Source organism: Deinococcus carri, from assembly GCF_039545055.1.
GTDB lineage: Bacteria > Deinococcota > Deinococci > Deinococcales > Deinococcaceae > Deinococcus > Deinococcus carri.
On sequence record NZ_BAABRP010000002.1, the window covers coordinates 152713 to 171615 of the forward strand.

Annotated in this window: 22 protein-coding genes; 8 read left to right on the forward strand and 14 right to left on the reverse strand. The window is 65.9% G+C overall.

Annotation, left to right across the window (positions count from 1 at the left end):
• Nucleotides 1–60: 60 nt before the first annotated feature.
• Genes ABEA67_RS05740 through ABEA67_RS05765 form a run of 6 tightly spaced genes read right to left on the reverse strand, consistent with a single transcriptional unit; the run spans nucleotide 61 to nucleotide 5321 of the window.
• Nucleotides 61–1002, reverse strand: coding sequence for an alkaline phosphatase family protein (locus tag ABEA67_RS05740; protein WP_345462264.1), 942 nt, complete (start codon nucleotides 1000–1002; stop codon nucleotides 61–63).
• Nucleotides 995–1600 carry a DedA family protein gene (locus ABEA67_RS05745; RefSeq protein WP_345462267.1) on the reverse strand — a complete coding sequence of 202 codons (606 nt, stop codon included), beginning with the start codon at nucleotides 1598–1600 and terminating at the stop codon, nucleotides 995–997. Before ABEA67_RS05745 ends, ABEA67_RS05740 begins: the two co-directional genes overlap by 8 nt.
• A 45-nt stretch (nucleotides 1601–1645) precedes the next feature.
• Complete coding sequence (locus ABEA67_RS05750; protein ID WP_345462270.1) at nucleotides 1646–2641, reverse strand: PIG-L deacetylase family protein; 996 nt, start codon at nucleotides 2639–2641, stop codon at nucleotides 1646–1648.
• Nucleotides 2642–2692: 51 nt separating this feature from the next.
• Nucleotides 2693–3991: a sensor histidine kinase gene (locus tag ABEA67_RS05755; protein WP_345462273.1), complete on the reverse strand. Its 1299-nt coding sequence runs from the start codon at nucleotides 3989–3991 to the stop codon at nucleotides 2693–2695.
• Nucleotides 3988–4659 (reverse strand): response regulator transcription factor, encoded by a 672-nt coding sequence (locus tag ABEA67_RS05760; protein WP_345462276.1) that lies wholly within the window; start codon nucleotides 4657–4659, stop codon nucleotides 3988–3990. Before ABEA67_RS05760 ends, ABEA67_RS05755 begins: the two co-directional genes overlap by 4 nt.
• On the reverse strand, nucleotides 4656–5321 hold the full coding sequence (locus ABEA67_RS05765) for a phosphatase PAP2 family protein (RefSeq protein WP_345462279.1): 666 nt from the start codon (nucleotides 5319–5321) through the stop codon (nucleotides 4656–4658). Before ABEA67_RS05765 ends, ABEA67_RS05760 begins: the two co-directional genes overlap by 4 nt.
• A gap of 174 nt (nucleotides 5322–5495) precedes the next feature.
• Between ABEA67_RS05765 and ABEA67_RS05770 the strand changes: the two genes are divergently transcribed.
• The 6 genes from ABEA67_RS05770 (at nucleotide 5496) to ABEA67_RS05795 (ending at nucleotide 10145) form a co-directional block, all read left to right on the forward strand.
• Nucleotides 5496–7142 (forward strand): IS1182 family transposase, encoded by a 1647-nt coding sequence (locus ABEA67_RS05770; RefSeq protein WP_345462282.1) that lies wholly within the window; start codon nucleotides 5496–5498, stop codon nucleotides 7140–7142.
• Between the two features lie 50 nt (nucleotides 7143–7192).
• Entirely contained in the window at nucleotides 7193–7579 is a 387-nt protein-coding gene (locus tag ABEA67_RS05775) for a tyrosine-type recombinase/integrase (protein ID WP_345462286.1), read from the forward strand.
• A gap of 132 nt (nucleotides 7580–7711) precedes the next feature.
• Complete coding sequence (locus ABEA67_RS05780) at nucleotides 7712–8269, forward strand: RNA polymerase sigma factor (RefSeq protein ID WP_345462289.1); 558 nt, start codon at nucleotides 7712–7714, stop codon at nucleotides 8267–8269.
• On the forward strand, nucleotides 8266–8934 hold the full coding sequence (locus ABEA67_RS05785) for an anti-sigma factor (protein WP_345462292.1): 669 nt from the start codon (nucleotides 8266–8268) through the stop codon (nucleotides 8932–8934). The genes ABEA67_RS05780 and ABEA67_RS05785 overlap by 4 nt, the downstream gene beginning before the upstream one ends.
• A gap of 147 nt (nucleotides 8935–9081) precedes the next feature.
• Complete coding sequence (locus ABEA67_RS05790; protein WP_345462295.1) at nucleotides 9082–9582, forward strand: helix-turn-helix domain-containing protein; 501 nt, start codon at nucleotides 9082–9084, stop codon at nucleotides 9580–9582.
• Between the two features lie 11 nt (nucleotides 9583–9593).
• Complete coding sequence (locus ABEA67_RS05795; RefSeq protein WP_345462298.1) at nucleotides 9594–10145, forward strand: transposase; 552 nt, start codon at nucleotides 9594–9596, stop codon at nucleotides 10143–10145.
• 81 nt (nucleotides 10146–10226) lie between these two features.
• Here ABEA67_RS05795 and ABEA67_RS05800 read toward each other — a convergent pair whose 3' ends face one another.
• Nucleotides 10227–11735 carry an ISL3 family transposase gene (locus ABEA67_RS05800; RefSeq protein WP_345462301.1) on the reverse strand — a complete coding sequence of 503 codons (1509 nt, stop codon included), beginning with the start codon at nucleotides 11733–11735 and terminating at the stop codon, nucleotides 10227–10229.
• A 211-nt stretch (nucleotides 11736–11946) separates the two neighbouring features.
• On the opposite strand from ABEA67_RS05800, the gene ABEA67_RS05805 reads away from it, so the two are divergent.
• Nucleotides 11947–12810: an integrase core domain-containing protein gene (locus ABEA67_RS05805; protein WP_345462304.1), complete on the forward strand. Its 864-nt coding sequence runs from the start codon at nucleotides 11947–11949 to the stop codon at nucleotides 12808–12810.
• Here the strand turns inward: ABEA67_RS05805 and ABEA67_RS05810 are convergent.
• The 4 genes from ABEA67_RS05810 to ABEA67_RS05825 form a co-directional block, all read right to left on the reverse strand.
• Nucleotides 12790–13026 (reverse strand): hypothetical protein, encoded by a 237-nt coding sequence (locus ABEA67_RS05810; protein ID WP_345462307.1) that lies wholly within the window; start codon nucleotides 13024–13026, stop codon nucleotides 12790–12792. The genes ABEA67_RS05805 and ABEA67_RS05810 overlap by 21 nt on opposite strands.
• Nucleotides 13027–13155: 129 nt before the next feature.
• On the reverse strand, nucleotides 13156–13602 hold the full coding sequence (locus ABEA67_RS05815; RefSeq protein WP_345462310.1) for a CHRD domain-containing protein: 447 nt from the start codon (nucleotides 13600–13602) through the stop codon (nucleotides 13156–13158).
• A gap of 34 nt (nucleotides 13603–13636) precedes the next feature.
• Complete coding sequence (locus tag ABEA67_RS05820; RefSeq protein ID WP_345462313.1) at nucleotides 13637–14374, reverse strand: cupredoxin domain-containing protein; 738 nt, start codon at nucleotides 14372–14374, stop codon at nucleotides 13637–13639.
• Between the two features lie 63 nt (nucleotides 14375–14437).
• Nucleotides 14438–16096: a YncE family protein gene (locus ABEA67_RS05825; RefSeq protein WP_345462316.1), complete on the reverse strand. Its 1659-nt coding sequence runs from the start codon at nucleotides 16094–16096 to the stop codon at nucleotides 14438–14440.
• A 201-nt stretch (nucleotides 16097–16297) separates the two neighbouring features.
• Here ABEA67_RS05825 and ABEA67_RS05830 point away from each other — a divergent pair, with 201 nt between their 5' ends.
• Complete coding sequence (locus ABEA67_RS05830; protein WP_345462319.1) at nucleotides 16298–17125, forward strand: TolB family protein; 828 nt, start codon at nucleotides 16298–16300, stop codon at nucleotides 17123–17125.
• A 27-nt stretch (nucleotides 17126–17152) separates the two neighbouring features.
• Here the strand turns inward: ABEA67_RS05830 and ABEA67_RS05835 are convergent, their stop codons facing one another.
• The 3 genes from ABEA67_RS05835 to ABEA67_RS05845 are packed head-to-tail and all read right to left on the reverse strand — an operon-like array spanning nucleotide 17153 to nucleotide 18898.
• Nucleotides 17153–17746 carry a response regulator transcription factor gene (locus tag ABEA67_RS05835; protein WP_345462322.1) on the reverse strand — a complete coding sequence of 198 codons (594 nt, stop codon included), beginning with the start codon at nucleotides 17744–17746 and terminating at the stop codon, nucleotides 17153–17155.
• A 12-nt stretch (nucleotides 17747–17758) separates the two neighbouring features.
• A complete protein-coding gene (locus tag ABEA67_RS05840; protein WP_345462325.1) occupies nucleotides 17759–18190 on the reverse strand; it encodes a hypothetical protein in 432 nt (143 codons plus the stop codon).
• Nucleotides 18191–18247: 57 nt separating this feature from the next.
• On the reverse strand, nucleotides 18248–18898 hold the full coding sequence (locus ABEA67_RS05845) for a c-type cytochrome (protein ID WP_345462328.1): 651 nt from the start codon (nucleotides 18896–18898) through the stop codon (nucleotides 18248–18250).
• Nucleotides 18899–18903 lie beyond the last annotated feature (5 nt).

The following is an 18903-nucleotide window of genomic DNA, read 5'->3' on the forward strand; positions in this document are numbered from 1 at the left end:
TCAGGAAACGCGGGTGATTCCCCAGACCGTGCAGAGGTCTCTTCCCCCCTGCGCTCCCCGTCATTTGAAGAACAGTGCGTTCATGGGTGAAGCGTTCTTGCTCTCGCCGAGGGGCTTGAGGTGCCAGGCGTCAGTGAGCGTCCGCAGCAGGCTGTAGTGGTTGTAGTTCCGGTCACTCTGAAGGCCGTGAGGCCCATTTTTGGTCAGCACGATGGTGGGAATCCGCCCACCACCTCCGCGCTCGTCCTTCCCCTCGGCCTCGTCGAAGGTGATCACGATGGCGGCATGGTCATCCCAGGCGGTGCTCGCCCGGATCGCTCCCACCCACTGAGCCACGAAGGCGTCCGCGTTGGCGGCCAGCGTTGCTGGATTCAGGCAGTTGAGGTTGCGGTGCAGGTTGTGGCAGTTGTCGGGCACGATCAGGGCGAAGGTGGGCACCTGTCCCGTCTTCAGGTCCTGTTCGAGCTGCGAGAGGGGCACACTCCTCGCGGCCCGCTGCGGGTTGTCGGCGATGGCGGGGAACAGCATGAAGGGGTTGTGCCGCTTCGCATAGACCCCGAACGGCCCGCCATACGAACCGGTGTACCCGGCGTGGGGCAGAGCTTGAAAGTAGCCCTTCCAGGTCAGTCCCGCCTGCTCCAGCTCGTCGGCGAGGGTCGGGCCGGAAAAGGTCTGACGGGGGTCGTCACTGTGGCTGCCGAAGGTGTTTCCCGCGATCAGCGCGACGTAATTGGGCAGGCTGGGATGGGTGACGCCGTGGTTGTTGGTGGCGAGCGCCCCTTCTTTCGCCAGGCGGTTGAGGGTCGGCAGGCGCGGGTTGCCGATCACCTTCTCCACACTGTGGTTTTCCAGCACAATGACGAAGACGTGCGAGAAGGGGGCCGGAGCAGACAGGGCCAGCACTGGGGCCAGTCCCAGAGTGAGGGCGGCGAGCGGGAGGACTGCTCGCCACGAGACCCGCCGGGTGGACGGGTGAATCCAGAGCGGGTGGCCTTTACCCATGTTGGGCACCTCCAGTCTGCCGCGCCTTGCGGAGTTCCAGTGCAATGGGAATGAAGCTCAGCAGCACGACCAGACCGACCATGAGCAGGATGTACCGGTCAAGGTTCGGGATCAGGCCGCCGAGCAGGTACCCCAGCAGCGGCACACTGAGGGACCAGAGCAAACCACCGATGACGTTGAACAGCAGGAAACGCGAGTAGGGCATCTTCCCCACACCCGCCAGCGTGGGCGCCACCGTCCGCACCACCGGCACGAAGCGCGCCAGGATCAGCGCCTTGCCGCCGTGCTTCTCGAAGAACGCCTGGGTGCGTTCGACGTACTCCGGCCTGAAGAAGCGGCTGTTCTGCTGTCTGAATACCCCGGGGCCAAAGCGGCGTCCGATGGCATACCCGGTGCTGTCCCCGATGACCGCTCCCAGCGCCACCGCCAGCATCACGCCCGCCAGGTGCAGGCTGCCCTGTTTGGCGAGGAGACCCGCCGTGATCAGCAGGCTGTCGCCCGGCAGAAAAAAGCCCACCAGCAGGCCCGACTCGGCGAACACGATCCCGGCGATGCCCAGGTAGGAAAAGGACCCGATCAGGGCGGGGAGGCTGAACATACCCGAACCCTAGCGGTGGAAGGTAAAACGCGGGTATAGCGATGGTCAGGGCGTGGTGCCTCGTCCGGGTGCCTGTCCCTGTTCGGGCAATGGTCCCGGGCTGAGCAACTCGTTCTGCCGGACGAACGCCCGCATGAAGCGGCCCAGGACGCGGGTCTGGGTCTGGTAGGTGTTGACGGCCTCCAACTTGCGCTGCTCCTGCGTGGCGGTCAGGTCCACCCGGTCCCAGGGGAGGCGCGCGGCCAGCGGGGGCAGCGTCAGCGGCAGATTCGGGTGTAGACCCTTGGGGACGGGCCACTCCAGCCCGCCGTGGACCACCCAGAAGCGCAGCCGGTCTTCCTGCTGCCGGGCACTCATCAGCCGCATGGCGATGAAGGAAAGGGTGTGATGATCCGCGTGGAAGTCCTGCGGGGCGGGGGCCAGCACCACGTCGGGACGCACCCGGTCCAGCACCCTGCGGAGGTCAGTTTCCAGCGCCAGCCCGGTGTAGGGCGCGCCGGGCGTCAGCGCATGCTGCACGTACACGGCGGAGGCCCCGGTGTGCGGCGCGGTGTACGCCTCCTCGTAGTTGGTGGTAAACAGGCGAAACAGCCCCCCGTCTGGATAACCGAGCATGAAGGTCCGTCCCGGTGATACGCCCAGCACGGCGACGGCCCGCCGGGCTTCCTGCACGCGCAGGTTGCCCAGGGAGCGCATGTCCTGTGGGCTGGGGTCCAGAACGCGCTGGGTGAGGACTGCGTCGAACTCGAAGCCGTCGCCAGCCGTTATCCAGGCGATGAAGACCTGTGCTCCCGCCGCCTGTGCCTGCTGGATCGTCCCGGCGCAGCACAGCGTCTCGTCGTCGGGGTGGGGTGAGAGGACCAGCACGCGCTGGCCCACCCGGAAGGGAGACGCGGCAGGCAGGGCGGCCACGCGGTCCGCCTGCCGGTCGAACACCCGGCCCACCACCGGCAGATTGATCCACGCGACCAGCGCCAACACGGCGAGCAGCAGCGTCCCCAGGAGGACATCCCGTCTTGAGGGTCGTTGGAGTCGGTTCATTTGGAGGGGTTCATGTTGCCCTGGGGGACAGGGCCAGTAAGGCTGCGAGCATCATCCCGTCGCGACTGGGAAACGGAGCGTGACCGTGAACCGCTGCACCGACCACGCGGGCCTCAGTTCCGCTTCCCAGCGCCGGGCGAGGGCGGCGACCACCGCAAGGCCCAGGCCGCTGCCGGAGATGCCTTGCACCCCTGTCCCACGCTCCAGTGGATGCAGCAGTCGCGGCCAGTCCACCTGAGTCGGGCCGGAACCGTCGTCCGCAACGCTCAGCTCACCGGTCCGCACCCGCAGCGTCACCTGCGGGCCGCCGTACTTCAGCGCGTTCTGGAGCAGGTTCACGGTCGCCCGACGGACCCCCTCTGGCTCGGCCCGCACCCAGCTTTCCTCCACGTCCAGATGCAGCGTCTTCCCCGCCATGCGAAACTCGGGCCGCAGGTCCTCGGCCACCGCCAGCACGGTCCCGGCCAGTTCTACTGGCTCCAGTGTGGGCGGGGCGTCCGTCCGGGCCAGGCTGAGCAGGCCCTCGCTGAGTGAGCGCAGCGCCGCGATGCGTTCCTGAAGTTGCACCAGTCCGGCCCGGTAGGTCGCCGCGTCACGCGGTCGGTCCAGCAGCAGTTCCACCCGCCCAGCCAGGGTGGTGAGGGGGGTTCGCAGTTCGTGCGCCGCCATCCGCGCAAAACTCTTTTCATGCTCGATGGTGCCCTCCAGGCGGTCGAGCATCGCGTTCACGGTGGTGGACAGGCGCGTGAGTTCGTCGCCGCCAGGGGCGACCGGAACGCGCTCCCGGTACGAACCGCGCCGGGCGATGCTGGCCGCCGCCAGCGCCACCTGGTCGATGGGTTTCAAAGCCCGGTCGGCCAGCAGGTAACCGCCCAGGCAGGACAGCACGATCATCAGCAGGGCTGCCCCGACCAGGATGCGCGCCAGCGTTTCGAGCAGACCGCTGAGCAGTTCCGTGGGCCGCATCACCCGCAGCCAGCCGCCACCAGCCAGGGGCACCGTGTAAAGCCGCCAGTCCTGCACGGTCTGGAAGCCCGGCTGGGGTAACCCCGGTTTCAAGTCCTCCTGCTCCCCGGCCCGTGCTGTCACCTGCCCCTGCCCATTCAGCAACTCCAGCGCGAGTTCATTGCGCACGTTGAGGTCAGCAGCGAAGCGCGCCTGCCCGTCCTCGCGCTCAATGTTGCTGAGGGCCACCGCCGCCGTCTCCTCCAGCGTCGCGTCCAGCGAGCGGGTCAGTTGGGTGGACGCCACCAGATAGATCAGCACGGCCCCCAGCACACTCGCCAGGATGAAGATCAGGGCATACCCCAGCGTGAGTTTCAGACGCAGGCTAAAGGCCGGGAGCTTCAAGGAATGTCTCCCAGCCGGTAGCCCACGCCGCGCACCGTCCCGATCAGTCCGTCTTCCGTCTTGCGACGGATCGTACTGACGTACACGTCGATCACCTTGGGTTCCACCCCCTCCTCTCCGCCCCAGACCCGTTCGATGATCTCATCGCGGGTGAATGTGCGACCCGGATGATGGGCGAGCAGTTCCAGCAGCGCGTATTCCTTGCGGGTCAGGTCACAACGTGCCCCGCCGCGGTAGACCTCCCTGGCTGTCAGGTCAAGCAGAAAGCCAGCGGACAGCGGCAGCGTGTTGTGCGCGTAGCCGCCCGCGCGGCGCAGCAGGGCGCGCACGCGGGCACGCAATTCCTTGAAGGCGAAGGGCTTGACGAGGTAGTCGTCCCCGCCCGCTTCCAGGCCCTCCACCCGGTCTTCCACGGTGCCCCGTGCGGTGAGATACAGGATCGGGGCCATGTTGCCCGCCTCCCTGAGGTGCTGGCCCAGCCGGTAACCTGCGTCTATACCCTCGGGCAACATCACGTCCAGGATCAGCAGGTCGTGCGGGAACAGTTCCGCCAGCGAGAAGCCCTCTTCGGCGCTCGCCGCGTGGTCCACCGCGTAGCCGTCCTCGCGTAGCCCATCGCGCAGCAGCTCGGCGATATGGGGGTCATCCTCGACGATCAGCAGTCTCACGCGGAACCTCCTTCGGGCGGCAGGCCCCGGAAGGGCCGCACGACGCTGTAGACGCCCAGTACCCAGGCCAGGCCGCTCAGCCAGCCCGCCAGGACATCGGTAGGGTAATGCACCCCCAGGTAGAGGCGTGAAAAGCCTACTGCCCCGCTGAACAGCACGCCCAGCACCAGCACCAGCGGGCGCAGCGGCGTGCGCCAGGTCAAGAGGATCAGCGCCGTGACAAAGGCAGCGCTGTACATGCTGTGGCCGCTGGGAAAGCCGAAGTCGTGTTCCTGCACCAGCCGGGGCCACAACTCGGGCCGGGGCCGGTGAAAGATGAGCTTCATCACCAGGTCGAGAGCGGCCGCCCCCGCCACGCTCACGCCCCAGAAGAGGGCCAGGGAACGTTTTTTCAGCCACAGCCCCAGCAGGATCAGGGCACTGACGGGGGCGATGACGCCGACGCCGCCTGCGGTGGTGAACAGCAGCGCCAGCCGGTCGAGCAGCGGCGTGGCGGAGCTGTGTAGCGCCAGCAGGAAGGGAACCTCGAAGGCGATGCGCTCCTGCTCCAGCACCTCTTCCGCGATGAAACCGACCATCACCAGCGGGAGCAGGATCCCCAGGAACAGGCGCAGCAGGGCCACTGGACGGACGCGGCGGGTGTGAGACAGCAGGGTGCTCATGCGGCTCAGCCTGCGCCCTTGAGGTAAAAGGACGGTATACCGAATGGTGCAGCAGGTGGTTACGGTACGCCAGTGAGGAGCGGCGAGTCAGGGGAATTCTGGCCGGAGCCTTAGCCCGGCTTCCTGCACCGCAAATGATCCTGGTGGCGAAGTCGGGAGGGTGCAAACTGGAGCATGTTGCGCCCCCAAGCCATCGGCGAGATTCCTGAACAGACCGCCCGAATTGCTCACGCCGCGTTCCCGAAGGGGAATGTGGCGATGCGGCTGCGTGATGAACTTGGCACGCTCTACCGCGATGAGGATTTCCAGCACCTCTTTCCTGTCACAGGTCAGCCTGCCCTCCCACCCTGGCGTCTGGCCCTGGTCACCGTCTTGCAGTTCGTAGAAAACTTGACGGATCGGCAAGCAGCCGATCAGGTTCGGGCGCGCATCGATTGGAAACACGCCCTCGGCCTGGACCTCGACCACGCAGGCTTCGACCGCTCTGTACTCAGCGAGTTCCGCGCACGTTTGGTCAGCGGGAACGCGGAACAACTGCTGCTCGACCGGCTGCTCGAGCAGCTCAAAGCCCAGGGCCTTCTCAAAGCGCGCGGCAAGCAACGGACCGACTCCACCCACATTCTGGCTGCCATCCGCACGCTCAACCGTCTGGAGTTCGTCGGCGAGACCCTGCGTGCAGCGCTGAACGATCTCGCGGTCGCAGCTCCAGACTGGATGCGCACGCTGGCTCCGCCAGCGTGGTTCGAGCGCTATGGGCACCGGGTCGAGGAGTACCGCCTGCCCAAGGGCCAAGAAGCCCGAGCTGCTTACGCTGCGGTGATTGGGACGGACGGCTTTATCCTGCTCGACGCCCTCGACGCGGACGAGCAACACCACGAGTTGCGTGAGTTGAGCGCTGTTCGCCTGCTGCGCCAGGCATGGACACAGCACTTCGAACGGCAGGAAGGTGGTGTGCGGTTGGGTGCTGGTCCTGAACTTCCTCCAGCAGGGGAGCGGTTCGAGTCGCCCTACGACCAGGACGCCCAGTTCGGCAATAAACGCTCGCTGACCTGGACGGGCTACAAGGTGCATCTCACCGAAAGTTGTGACGACGACCTGCCCCACCTCATCACCCACGTCGAAACCACCCGTGCGGTGATCCCCGATATTTCCAGCGGTGCCACCATTCACACGGCCCTCGCGCAGAAGGCCTTGCTGCCCCAGGAACACCTGGTCGATGGCGGATACGTCGACGCCGACTTTCTAGCCTCAAGTGAACAGGACCATGCGGTCACCGTCATTGGGCCAGCCAAGGGCAGTGTGAGCTGGCAAGCTCACACTGAAGGTGCTTTTGATGTGGACCGCTTTCAGGTGGATTGGGCGCAGCACCGGGCCACGTGTCCTCAAGGCAAGCAGTCGTTACCCTGGACCCCCGGGGTCAATGCCTTCGGCACCGCCGTCCTTCATGTCAAGTTCCGTACTCGGGACTGTCAGGCGTGCGTGGCACGGAGCTTATGTACCAAGGCGGTGCAGAGTCCACGCCACTTGACCTTGCAGCCCCAAGCGCAGCACGAAGCCTTGCGGGCAGCACGTAGTCGGCAGCAAACCGAGTCTTGGCAGCCGCTGTACAACCGCCGTGCTGGAATTGAGGGGACCCTTTCGCAGGCGGTTCGGACCTTGGGCCTACGGCATGCCCGCTACCGGGGACTTGCCAAGACCGATCTGGAGCATGTGTTGATCGCGGCCGCGATCAACGTGCGACGGGTGGTCGCCTGGCTTGAGGGCTGCCCCAGGGAGACGACCCGCACCTCTCGCTTTCAGGCCCTCCGTCCCGTCGCTTAGACTTCGCCACCAGGATCCGCAAATACTCGAGGGCCGATGAAAACCTGACCGTGCTGGGCAAGGGGGGCCGGAAGAGGACCGTACTGCTGGATGATCCTCAGCTCATTCAGGCCCTCCGGCGCTTCTTGCGAACGCTCGGATACACCCACGGCCCTCTGTTCCAAGCGACCAGGAACGGGCGTGGGGGAGTGCTGCGCTACCAGAGCGTGCAGGAACGCTGGCAGGGGTACGCGGAGCGGGCAGGCGTCATTTGCACCCTGCACCAGCTCCGCCACAGCCACGCGACGGAGCTGGTGAATGGCGGCGTGAGCTTAGCGACGATCCGCAAACGCCTGGGCCATCAGCACATCCAGACGACCCTGCGCTACGCCGAAATCAGCGACACCACGGCGGATACAGAACTGCGGACATGGCGACGGCACCGCTCCATATCCTGAGTCCAGTCCTCCCAAACGTGCATCCAGACGCGCGGGCGCGGGCATACGGGAGGTATGGCCGCCCCGCGCCCCCGCTCCTCACCCCCCAGGTCCCCAGTCATAGGGATCCCAGCCATACGGCAGACTGCCGGTATGCCTGACCTGAGGGTGCCCACCACCGGGGCACACCACCGTCTGATCGTCCAGCTTCAACAGGGCCGCGAGGACGCCCTGGGGACCCTGTATGACGAGTTTTCCGGTGTGACCTACCGCGTGTGCCTGCGGATGCTGGGCTCGCCCGAGGATGCCGAGGAAGCCTTACAGGACACGTTCCTCCGCCTTGAGACGCAGGCTGGACGCTACGACCCGGCACGCGGCACGGTCCAAACCTTCGTGCTGACCATCGCCCATCACCTGTGCCTGGAACGGTTGCGCGCCCGCCGTTCCAGGCCGCAGGCCCAGCCGGGCACCTTCGACGACCCAGCCTTCGACCTGCCCGCTCCACCCCCGGGGCGCGACCCGCTGGACCAGGCGCTCGTCGAGGCCGCGCTGCGCTCCCTGCCCGAGACCGACCGGCTGCTGCTGGAAGGCATGTTCTTCGGCGGCTACAGCCACGCCGAACTGGCCGCCCGCACCGGCCTGCCCCTGGGCACGGTCAAGAGCCGCCTGCGCCGCGCCCTGCTCAAACTCCGCGAAAGGATGCACCCATGACCGCCCACCCCCTCGACCTGCTGCCCGGGTACGTGCTCGGGCACCTGGACGCCCCCGAGGCGGAGACCGTCGAGGTCCACCTCCTCGGCTGCCCGGTGTGCCGCGCCGAGGTGGCCCGGCTGCGGGACGCGCTGTTTTCCCTGGCAGACGACCTGCCCCTCGCCGTACCGCCAAGTGACACCTGGGACCGCATTCAGGCCCGGCGCGCCGTCCGCCCCCCCCCGCCCGTCTCCCGTCCGGTTCTGTGGCCCTGGCTCTCCACCGCAGTGGTCGTGGCCCTGCTGGCGCTTGGAGGATATACCGCCTGGACCCGGCTGGCTCTCCCCCAGCAGGCCAGCGTGCAGCGCTGGGAGGCGCAGGGCTCAACCCGGCTCGCCCTCACCTCACGCGACGGGAGGGCGTTCGGCACCCTGCTCGTCCGCCCGGACGGCCAGGCGCTCGTGGTGCTGGACCGTCCCGCTCCAACGGGGCAGGTGTACCAGGCGTGGGGCCGCCAGGCGAGCGGTCCCCGGGCCGGTGTCCCCGTGAGCCTGGGCCTCACCGACGGCACGGTCATGCAGGTGGCGTGGACGGGCTTCGACTCGCTGGGCATCAGCGTCGAGCCGATGGGGGGCAGCCCAGCCCCGACCCGCCCGCTGGGTCGTGTGAATCTGCCAGGTGTCTGACAGCCAGGCCGAGTGGCGGGGCAGTCCAGGGCAAGGCTCCCCTGGACCGCAACAGGATCAGCGCGGGTGCTGCCTGGCCTGCCTTTGCTCGTTGCCCCGGCGCCACTCCCCTGACCTTCTGATACGGGACTAAAATGAGTCTCGTCTATGAGAGCTGCTTCCCTGATCCCCCACCTCACGACCAAAGAGCTTGAGCAGGCTTACCGGCAGGCCGAGCGTCCTGTCGAGCGTTCACGCTGGCAGATTCTCTGGCTGAAGAGTAAAGGGAAATCGATTCCAGAAATGATTGAGGCCACAGGCTTTTCGATAACCACCATCAGCACATTGATTCGCACCTACAATGCTGAAGGCGTCACGGCGGTATCGGACAAACGCCAGTTCAACAAGTCCAAACCTGCCCTGAATGCAGAGCAGCAAGAAGCCCTGGTTCAAGCTCTCCAGAGTCCACCGGAAAGCGGTGGACTCTGGACTAGTAAGAAAGTCCAACACTACATTCAAGAGCATTTCGATATTGAGGTCACGGAGCCGTGTGCCTGGGGATACTTCAGTCGTTTGGGCTTTACGCTTCAGGTTCCTCGTCCCACCCACGTCCAGGCGGCCTCACCTGAGGAACAGGAACACTTCGTAAAAAAGTCGAAGCGGCGCTGAGGGTCGCCCAGGTGGCTTACCCCGAGAAGCAGGTTCGCCTGTGGGTGCAGGATGAGGGACGTTTCGGTCTCAAGCCCATTTTGAAGCGCCTCTGGGCGCTTCGGGGAAAGCGTCCGGTAATTGCTCAGCGCCGCAAGTATCAATGGCTCTACGCGTACATCTTTGTCGAACCCCAAACGGGCCAGAGTGAATTCCTGCTGCTTCCCAGTGTCAATCTGCAACTGATGCAGCTTGCCCTGGAGGAGTTCAGCCGTACGGTTGACCCGGATGGGAAGCAGCTCCTGGTGTTGTTGCTTGACCAGGCAGGCTGGCATGTAAGCCGAAAGCTCAAGGTGCCTGCCAATATCTTCCTAATGCCGTTTCCAGCGTATACGCCGGAACTCTCACCGGCAGAGCCAATGGTCTTGAAGCTGAAATTACCCCTTGCCAACAAGGGGTTGGAGAAAATTCAAGATGTGGAGAGTTTAATTACAGCAGAGTGTATTCGACTGAAAAACCATCCTCAGGAAGTAAAGTCTCTCACGCTCTTTCCCTGGATCAGGAATGTTCTGAACTCATTTTAGTCCCGTATGATACGGCTCAGTGAGAAAAACAGTTTGGAGTGACCCCCCAGGAGCGGTTCTCCATCGCTTTTGATGACGAGGTCAGGCAGCCAGCAGAACCCGCTGACGAAGGAGGCCGAAGGACGCACGGCCATACGCTTGCCGTTTGATCAGCTTGATCTTGTTCACGACGCCCTCTGCCGGGCCATTGGACCAGGGCAGTCGCAGTGCCGCCTCCAGGGCGTCTTTGTCGCGTTCCAAGCCTCGGGCGAACGTGACTAGGTCCGGTAAACCACAGCTCGACGCCTGCTCCACCCAGCCGGTCAAGGCCTCCGGCTGCCTCTTACGCATCAGGTGCATGAACGCTTGTGCGAGGCCGTGAGCATGGCTCACGGCCTCGCAACCGGCTTTCATTGCCGTCAGTAACTCGCGGTCTGGACTTCTCAGGGTCGTCTCGTCCGGCAACATCAGCCAGACTAAGCGCCGCAGGGTCAAGTTGCGATCTGCCTCTCCCGGCAGGAGAGGTGGTTGCTCCTGGGGCGACACACTACGCTTCCTCACCGCCGTCGTCCGGTACGGACCTGGGGTGTTCTTGGCAGGGTGGGTGCGACGAACTTGGACCCACTGCGCAACCCGCTTGCGGGACCCGGGATAGCCCTGTTCACGCAGTTCCCGCAGCAGGGCTGCGGCGTTGTCTTCGCCAGCGGCCCAGCGTTCTTCCAGGTAGGGCACGAATGGGTCCAAAATGCTGGACCGTCGGTGGTGGTGCCGCCGCTGGGGGGGTGCCTGTGCGCTGAGGTAATGGCGCACTCGACCCCGCGAAACCTTCAGTCTCCGAGTGATCGCCCGTTGGCTGTATCCGGCCTTCGACAACACGCGAACCTCATCGAAGAACCCCTGGCGGGCCTGCTGGCCCGCCTCATAGCGCAGTTCCTCGCTTTGGGTGCGGGGCGTCGGGGGCACCGGAACTTTGGCTTGGCACACGGCCAAGATCGTCTGGCGGTCCCGCCCGAGTTGACGTTCCAGTGCCTCGCGGAAGTTCTTGATCACATGCCAGCGGTCGAGCACCTGCTGAGCGTGCGGAGCGCCCATCCGCACGCCCTTCTCGTACTCGGTCGAGCGATCCCGGCTGATGACCTTGATGTGTGGATGTTGCTGGAGCCAGGCGGCCAGCGTTTCGGCGCTGCGGTCCGGGAGCAACTCGATGGGCTTGCCCTGGGCGAGATCGACAATGACGGTGCCGTACACCTGACCCCGCCGCAAGGCGAAGTCATCCACGCCGATGATCTCCGGGACTCGGGCAGGTGTCACGGTCAGCGCTTGCGCTGACCGCAGCACGGTGGAGGCACTGACGGGGAGGGGCAACTTGAGGGCGAGCTGAGCCCCAGCGTTGCCACCTAAGATGACCGAGAGATGCTGCACCACGCGACAAGCGCGCCCAGTTCGGCGTGCATAGGGGGAAGGCCCGTCGACGAAGCGCTCGCAGAAGATGCGTCTGGAGCACTGAGGCTCGGCGCAGACAAAGCGTCGAACCGTGAGGTCGAGGACGACGCCACGGTGACCCGAGGGCAAGTCTGCGGTAGGGCCACAAGACAGCGTGGAGTAGCGCAATAGGGAGCCGGGCAGGTATCTGGAAGGTGTGCAGCCATCCAGCCCCGTCCGGCCCTCTCAGTCTACGCCGCCCTGCCCCTATTGCCCGACCCCCACCAAAGTGGGGGTCCACTCGAAGCTGAAGCAGCGTTACCGCTGTCATGGGTGCCGGAAAACCTTCACCGCGACGCATAGTACGCCGCTGTACGGGTTGAAGAGGGACCTTGACGTGGTGATTCTGGTGCTGACGCTATTGCTCTTCGGTTGTCCTGTCCCGGCCATCGTGATGGCCTTCAAGATCGATGAGCGCACGCTGGCCGACTGGCTCGACAAGGCGGGTGAACACGCACAGCGTGTTCAGGAACATCTGGTTTGTCAGGGACAGCTCGACCTGGGTCAAGTTCAAGCCGATGAACTGTGGTGCCGAACGCAACGCGGCGTGATGTGGCTGGCCACGGCGATGAGTGTCGCCTCACGGCTGTTGATCTGGGGAAAAGTTGCCTCAGGACGAACCGACGAAATGGTTGGCGAGGTGGTGCAACACGTTCACCGTGCTGCACGGCTTCAGTCGCCCATCCTCTGGGCTACCGATGGATTTTCTGCCTGGAAAACCCAGATTTTGCGCTTTTTCCGCAGTACTGTGCAGAACGGGCGTCGTGGACGCCCGAGGCTGGTGGAATGGGCTGAATTACACATTGTCCAGGTCGTGAAGCGAACCTATGGAGAGCGGATTGAGCGTCGTCTGGCTTTTGGAGACCTGTTCGAGGCCTTGCACCTGATTGCGGTGACACAGGGCAAGCGCGGAACCGTCAACACGGCATTCATTGAGCGCCTAAACGCGACTTTGAGAACTTGGATGCCCGCCCTGACGCGTCGCTCCCGGCATGCCGGGAGCGACCAGCGGCGGTTGGAACATCAGTTCTTTTTAACCGTGGCCGCCTACAACTTCGTCCGTCCCCACCGCTCACTCCGCATTCAGGTGGACGGACGATGGGTGGAACGTACACCGGGGATGGCCGCAGGCTTGACCGAGCACCCCTGGACCATCGAAGAACTCCTCCGCTTCCGAGTTCCTTCAGCCCAGAAAGCCGCATAGAACGAACTCCACGCTGTTTTGTGGCCCTACCAAGTCTGCCAGGCGGCGGCTGTAATGGCTGTGAACGCGCGAGCTAAACGTGCCGCACAACGGACAGGGAGATTCCTGTTGGACGCTGCTGGCGGTGACGACGATAGCGTCCTCGACGAGGACGCGGTCGAGCCGGAAGCCTGGCAGAGCGGTCAGGAACAGTCGAGACAGGAGTTCGTCGACCATAGACCATTCCAGCGCACTCCCTGGCCTTCGTCATCAAAAGCGGTGGAGAACCGCTCGATTGGGTTCACTCCAGTTCGCCCCGTTCAGGGGCTTGCTGCTTCAGCACGCTACGCCCGCCTCCTCCTTCGCTCAGCTCTTGGTCATCTTCACTGGCGCACAGATCGGCACCACACTGGGATCGCTGGCGTAGTGGACATTGATGTAGGCACCCATGTCGCCCGCGATCTTGGCCATGTCGCCCGTGACCGTCACGCTGACCTTGCCACTCGCGTCCGCCGTGAAGTTCGGGAACCCAAGCGTCACCGGTCCGTTGGACGCGCAGGGATCGGTGCTCGACGCCGGTCCGAAGGCGTGGTAGTGCGCGATATACGCCTTACTCGGGGTCAGACCCGACAGGGTCAGGGTCGTGCTGACCATGCTGCCGTCCCGGGAGGCCACGGCCCGGCCCATGGCCGCCGGATCAGCCGCCGTGGGGTTGTGCTTGAAGGTGTAGGTCGTGGACCGGCCCATCATCATGCTGCAGGAACCCAGCAGTGTGGCGGTGAACAGGCCCAGAACAAGCTTGTGTACGATCATACGTTCCTCCTTGAAGTGGTGCATTGACTCCGCCTCAGCGGTTGGTCACCGTGATCGTGGCACTCATCCCGTCGTGGTACGAGCAGTAGTAGGTGTAGGTGCCGGGGGTCTTGAAGGTGAAGCTGTACTGGTCCCCGGGCCGCAGGTCAGGAGAGTGGAGGTCCGTCACCTGGAGCGACAGGACGTTGTGCGTGACCTGACCCGCGTGGACCCAGGTCACGGTGGTGCCCGCAACGACACTCAGGCTGACCGGCTGGAAGACGTTGTCACCAATCTTGACCGTCAATCGCGGGGCCGTGACGGGGGGCTGCGCCGGCTTGCTCGGCGCGGCGGCCACCTTCAGCACCGCCGCGCACAGCGGAATGTCGGTCAGGTCGGAGGCCATGTGGACATTGACGTAGGCACCCAGATTTCCGCGGAGGCGCGCCGGGTCGGCCCGCAGGATCACCGTGGCCTGGCCCCGGGCATCGGCCTTGAAGGCCGGGAAGCCGAGGGTGATGGGCCCCTGGGAGGCGCAGGCTTCACCGCCCCCCGGGCCCAGGGCATGGTAATGGGCGACGTACGCGCGGTTCGGCGTCAGGCCGCGCAGGGCCAGCACGGACACCGACTGCTGTGGGGACAGCGTGCGCACACTCAGCCGTCCGCTCGCGCCACTGGCCGACGTCCCCACAGTATGAAAGGGGTAGGTCTGAACGGAAGTGGTCGCCGCATTGACTGAGGTCAGGAGGGCAGCGGCCAGAGCCAGTGCATTGAACGGGGACGGAATGGGCATGACGTTCCTCCAGGAGATGGGGCAGCGCTGCGGGTTTCCGGAGAGCATGGTTCTCTATAGCCCTTAACGGTTCAGTGGGCTTTTGATGGACGCATCGTTGCTGTCAGTCAGGATGGCCGGGCCTGCTTGAAGGTCCGTGTCGAAGGGGGAGACGGCGGGCTGCTGGCCCCGGCTCGTGAACAGCCCGGCGGTGGCCTGCGGGTCCCTGGGCCAGATCACGATGTGGTCAAGGTTCACCTTGCTTCCCTTGATGGCCTCCGCGTCCGGCTTGCCGTCCTTCGCGCTGCCCCTCAGGGTGAAGGCGTCGAACACACTGGCCATCGCGCTCGCCTCGACCTTGCCCTGGGCGTCGGCCTTGAAGTCCATCAGGTGCTGCACCTCCCCGAAGGGGGCGACCGGCGACTCAGCCAGGAAGACGTTGTACCCCGCCCCGGGCGTGAGGCCCTCGGCCTTGAGCATCACGTCGTCGGTGCCCTCCAACTCCCGCACGACCACGTTCGCGGAGACGCCCTTCAGGGCTTCCGGCAGGAAGGCGAAGGGCTTGTCCGGCACGACCAGCTTGATCTTCACGGCCTTCTTGCCGAGGCGGACGGTCTTCAGGTTCTCGGTGCCCCTGCCACTCGGTACGGCGTTCGCCACGTACACTAGGGCCTGCGGCATCTGGCCGATGGGCAGGGTGGCGATCACCCGGTTGGTGGCGGTGCTGATCACGTCCACGGCGTCCTGATCCTCCAGGCCCACGTACACCCGGGTGTTGTCCGCGCTGGGCCAGATGCCGTGCGGGGTGAAGCCGGTCTTGATCGTCGCCACGATCTGCGGGTTGGGACCACGCCGGATGACCTTCACGACGTTCTCCCCGCCCACCGTCACGTAGATGAAGTCCCCGTCCTTCGTGCTGACGGCGTTCACGTGGTTGGTCACCTTGCCGGTGTCGATCACATGCAGCACCTTGAAGGTCCGCGCGTCGATGGCCGTCACCTTGCCCACGTCCTTGTGGGTCAGCCAGACCTCCTTGCCGTCCGGTGTGGCGACCAGGTTGGGCGAGAAGGGGCTCACGACCGGCACCCGGGCCACGACTTTACGCGTGCGGATATCCACGACATCGAACTCGGCGGTGCGGCTGGAGTCCACGAAGGCGTAGCGGCCGTCGGGGCGGAAGACGACCATGCCCGGCCCTTTGGCGACCCTGATACGGTCCACCTCCCGCATCTGGGCCACGTCGATCACCGACAGGTAATCCTCGCCGCGCACCGTGACCCACACCTGCTTGCCGTCCGGGGTGAAGAAGCCCTCGTGGGGGCCACGCCCCACGTAGACGGTGCCCATCACCTTGTTGTCCCGCGTGCGTACGATAGTCACGCCGTTCGAGGCGTTGCTGATCACGTCGAGGAAGCGTCCGTCCGGGGAAAAGCCCAGGCCGTGCACGTTCACCTGCATGTCGTCCAGGGCACCGAGGACCTTGGGCCGGGGGTTGCCGAGCTGGATCTGCCCGAGCGTCGTGTTGGTACTGGGGTCGATCACGGTCACGGTATTCGAGGTCTGGTCGGCAGTGTAGACACGGTCACGCGAGGAGATGGCTGGACCGCGCAGGGTGGGGGGTTGGGCCGTGCCCTGCGCGCCTCCCCCGCTGGCGTGCTGAGCGAGGGTCAGGGCGACGGTGAGGCTGGCCGTGACCAACGTGGCGAGAGCGGGGCGAGACTGGAACAGACGGAACTGAGACATGAGTCCTCCGGGGTGCTGGGTGGCCAGGGTGAGGGCCAGGGCGTGACGGGAGACGGTCGGCGCATCTGTGCTCCCTGACTGCCCGTATGCGCCGACCCTTCCGCCTGGATGCATCCCGACCTCCAGCAGATCATCATCGTGGCTTTATCTCTTCCGTTCCCCTCCTGCCTTGCAGGGGCGGGTGCCCGGGTACGCTTGGTCATGCTTACCTTCAGCGATCCGCGCCCCATCATGCAGGGCGGCGTCACCGATCTGCGTGCCAACTGGACACCGGACGGCCAGTGGCTCGTGTTCGAGCGCCTTCAGGATAGCGTCCGCCGTCTGCACCGCGTGCGACCGGACGGCTCGGAGCTGGAGCGCCTGGCCCTGGAGGACCCCGCCGGTTCGAACAGCACGGGGCGGCCCGCCTTCCTCACCCCAGACGACTTCGTGTTCGTCAGCGACCGACTGGGCAGGCCCGCCCTGTTCCGCTGCCAGCGGGGGCAGGTGGGGGTGCTGCACGTCGGGTCTCAGGCGTGTTATGGCCCCGCCCTGGGGGTCACGGGTGCCTGGCCCCTGCTGTACTTCCAGCAGGACGGGACGCGCGCGTCCCACATCCAGGCGCTGGAAGAGGACGGACACGTGGAGCAGTTGACCACCCAACCCGGCGTCCAGGATCAGCCCTGGCCGCTGCCGGACGGAAAGACCTTCGTGTTCCACGCGCAGGGGGATGACGGGAACCTGGTGTATGTCCAGGCCCTGGTCCCTGGGGCCGAACCGGTCTGCCTGAGCGACGTGGACGAGGGTACGTCCTACGTCACCCCGTTTCCCTCCCCAGACGGTCAGTGGATCGCCTTCACCTCGGCGCACAGAGGCCGGGAGCAGGTGTGGATCATGCGCCCGGACGGCTCGGCACGGCAACAGATCACGCATGGGGAGCCGCACAGCTTTCCCGCGTGGAGTCCGGATGGCCAGCGGCTGGTGTACACGCAGGGCCGACCGACCGCCGAGGCTCCCAGCGGCCACCTGGTGACGGTGGGTGTCTCCTGATCTGCCAGCGGCCCTGGCGCGCTGCCTCTACAGGTGGGCGATGCCAGCGCGCAGGGCGTAGACCGCCGCCTGCGTGCGGTTGTGAACGCGCAGGCGAGCGAAGGTTTGGGTGAGCCGGTTGCGCACGGTCTTCTCCGAGACGTGCAGGTGTGCGGCAATCTGGCGGTTACTCAGGCCGTAGGCAAGTAGCGTCAGCAGGGCGCGGTCTCCCTCGCCCAGCGCGGGGGCGGTGCCGGTGGGCGGCGGCGGAGCCGGGGGGTCTTCCGGAAGGGAGTCGCCCCGGATCAGGGCGGCGAGCGTCCGCAGGTCGGCCGTCTTGGGCAGGCACACCGGGTCCCGACCCGGCGCGGCCCCCGGACCGTCCGTGAGCGCGATGACCCGGCTGTGTGGCGCGGCACACAGGAGGGCAACCAGCAGGGACGGTTCCGGCCCGGCCACGCCGCCGGGGTCCGGCAGGATCACGTCAGGGCGCAGGTGCGCCGCGTGACGCACGCCTGCCGGGCCATCCGCCACGTCGGCGACCACCTGGAAACCCGCCGACGTCAGGGCGCGCCGCAACCCCTGGCGCAGCAGGGTCTGGCGGGCCAGGATCATCACGCGCGCCGTGGAGGAAGGAGACATGCGGCACCCCCTTCACGCTTCCGGGTCCGGGCAAAACGATTCGACCATCAGCGGCCCGTAGTAGTGAATGAAGTGTCCGCCACAGGCGCGCAGCAGGTGGCACATCCGCTGCGCCTGAGCCTCATGCCGCACGGCAGCCACGATCAGGACGTGCCCACGCAGCAGTTCCAGCTCGTAGCGCCGGGCGTGCTCGTACTCGTCCGTGAGCTTCTGCACGTTCCGGCGCAGGCGGGCCAGCAGGCCATGCCGCTCCCCGGTGAAGTCGAGGCGCTCCTCGCCCGCCTCGCCCATCAACAGTTCCAGGTCGTGTTCGTGCAGGTGTTCCTGCTCCATCAGGGCGTGCAGGGCCTGCTGCGCGTGATCGAGGTCGTCCATCACGGCGATCATGTGATTCGCGAACGAGGCCAGCATCCGGGGGCGGTGGTGGGTGGCGTCATGGGTCATGCGGGAAACTTCCTCCCAGGGGGGACGGACAGCCTCGGGGTCTGAGCCGTGGCCCGGTCACGGGCTCCCCGCCGCGCCCGCCGCTCCAGGCGTCCCCACCTTGCGGGTCTCGGGCGTGTAGTGGGCGCTGAGGTACGCGATGATCTTGTCGGCGTTCTCATCACTGATGAAGGTGGCGCCGTATTTCTCCTTCATCTTGTACACCTCGTCGTGCCAGGTGGCGGCGGGCAGGGGGGGTTGCGACGTGATGAAGGTGGTGGCGTGGCAGACGCTGCAACTCGCGCGCACCAGGTCCACGTTCTCGCCGTCCGCCAGCGCAGGGGTGTCCTGCGGGACGCTGCCGATGGCGTAGCTGGCGTCCGTGGTGTACATGCCGCTGGCCGCCTGGTCGATGACACCGCGCACCTGTTCGGCGTACTGAACGGGGGTGAACTCGGCGGGGGAACGGCTGGTGGTGGTCGCAGTGGGCGCGGGCTGAGTGGCCGGTGCCGCCGGAGCGGTTCGGGTGAGCGGCGCAGGCGTCGTGGTGGGCGAGGTGCCAGACGGAGACGTTGTGGCCGTGGACGATGTGCTTGGCGGTGCGGCGGCCTGCCCGGCGGCCGTTTGCCCGGCAGATGTCGGGGCGGGGATGATGACCGTGGACAGCGGAATGGCCACGGCCAGCGCCGCCACGGGGAACAGCACACCCAGCAGCAGGGGATATTTCATGAGGC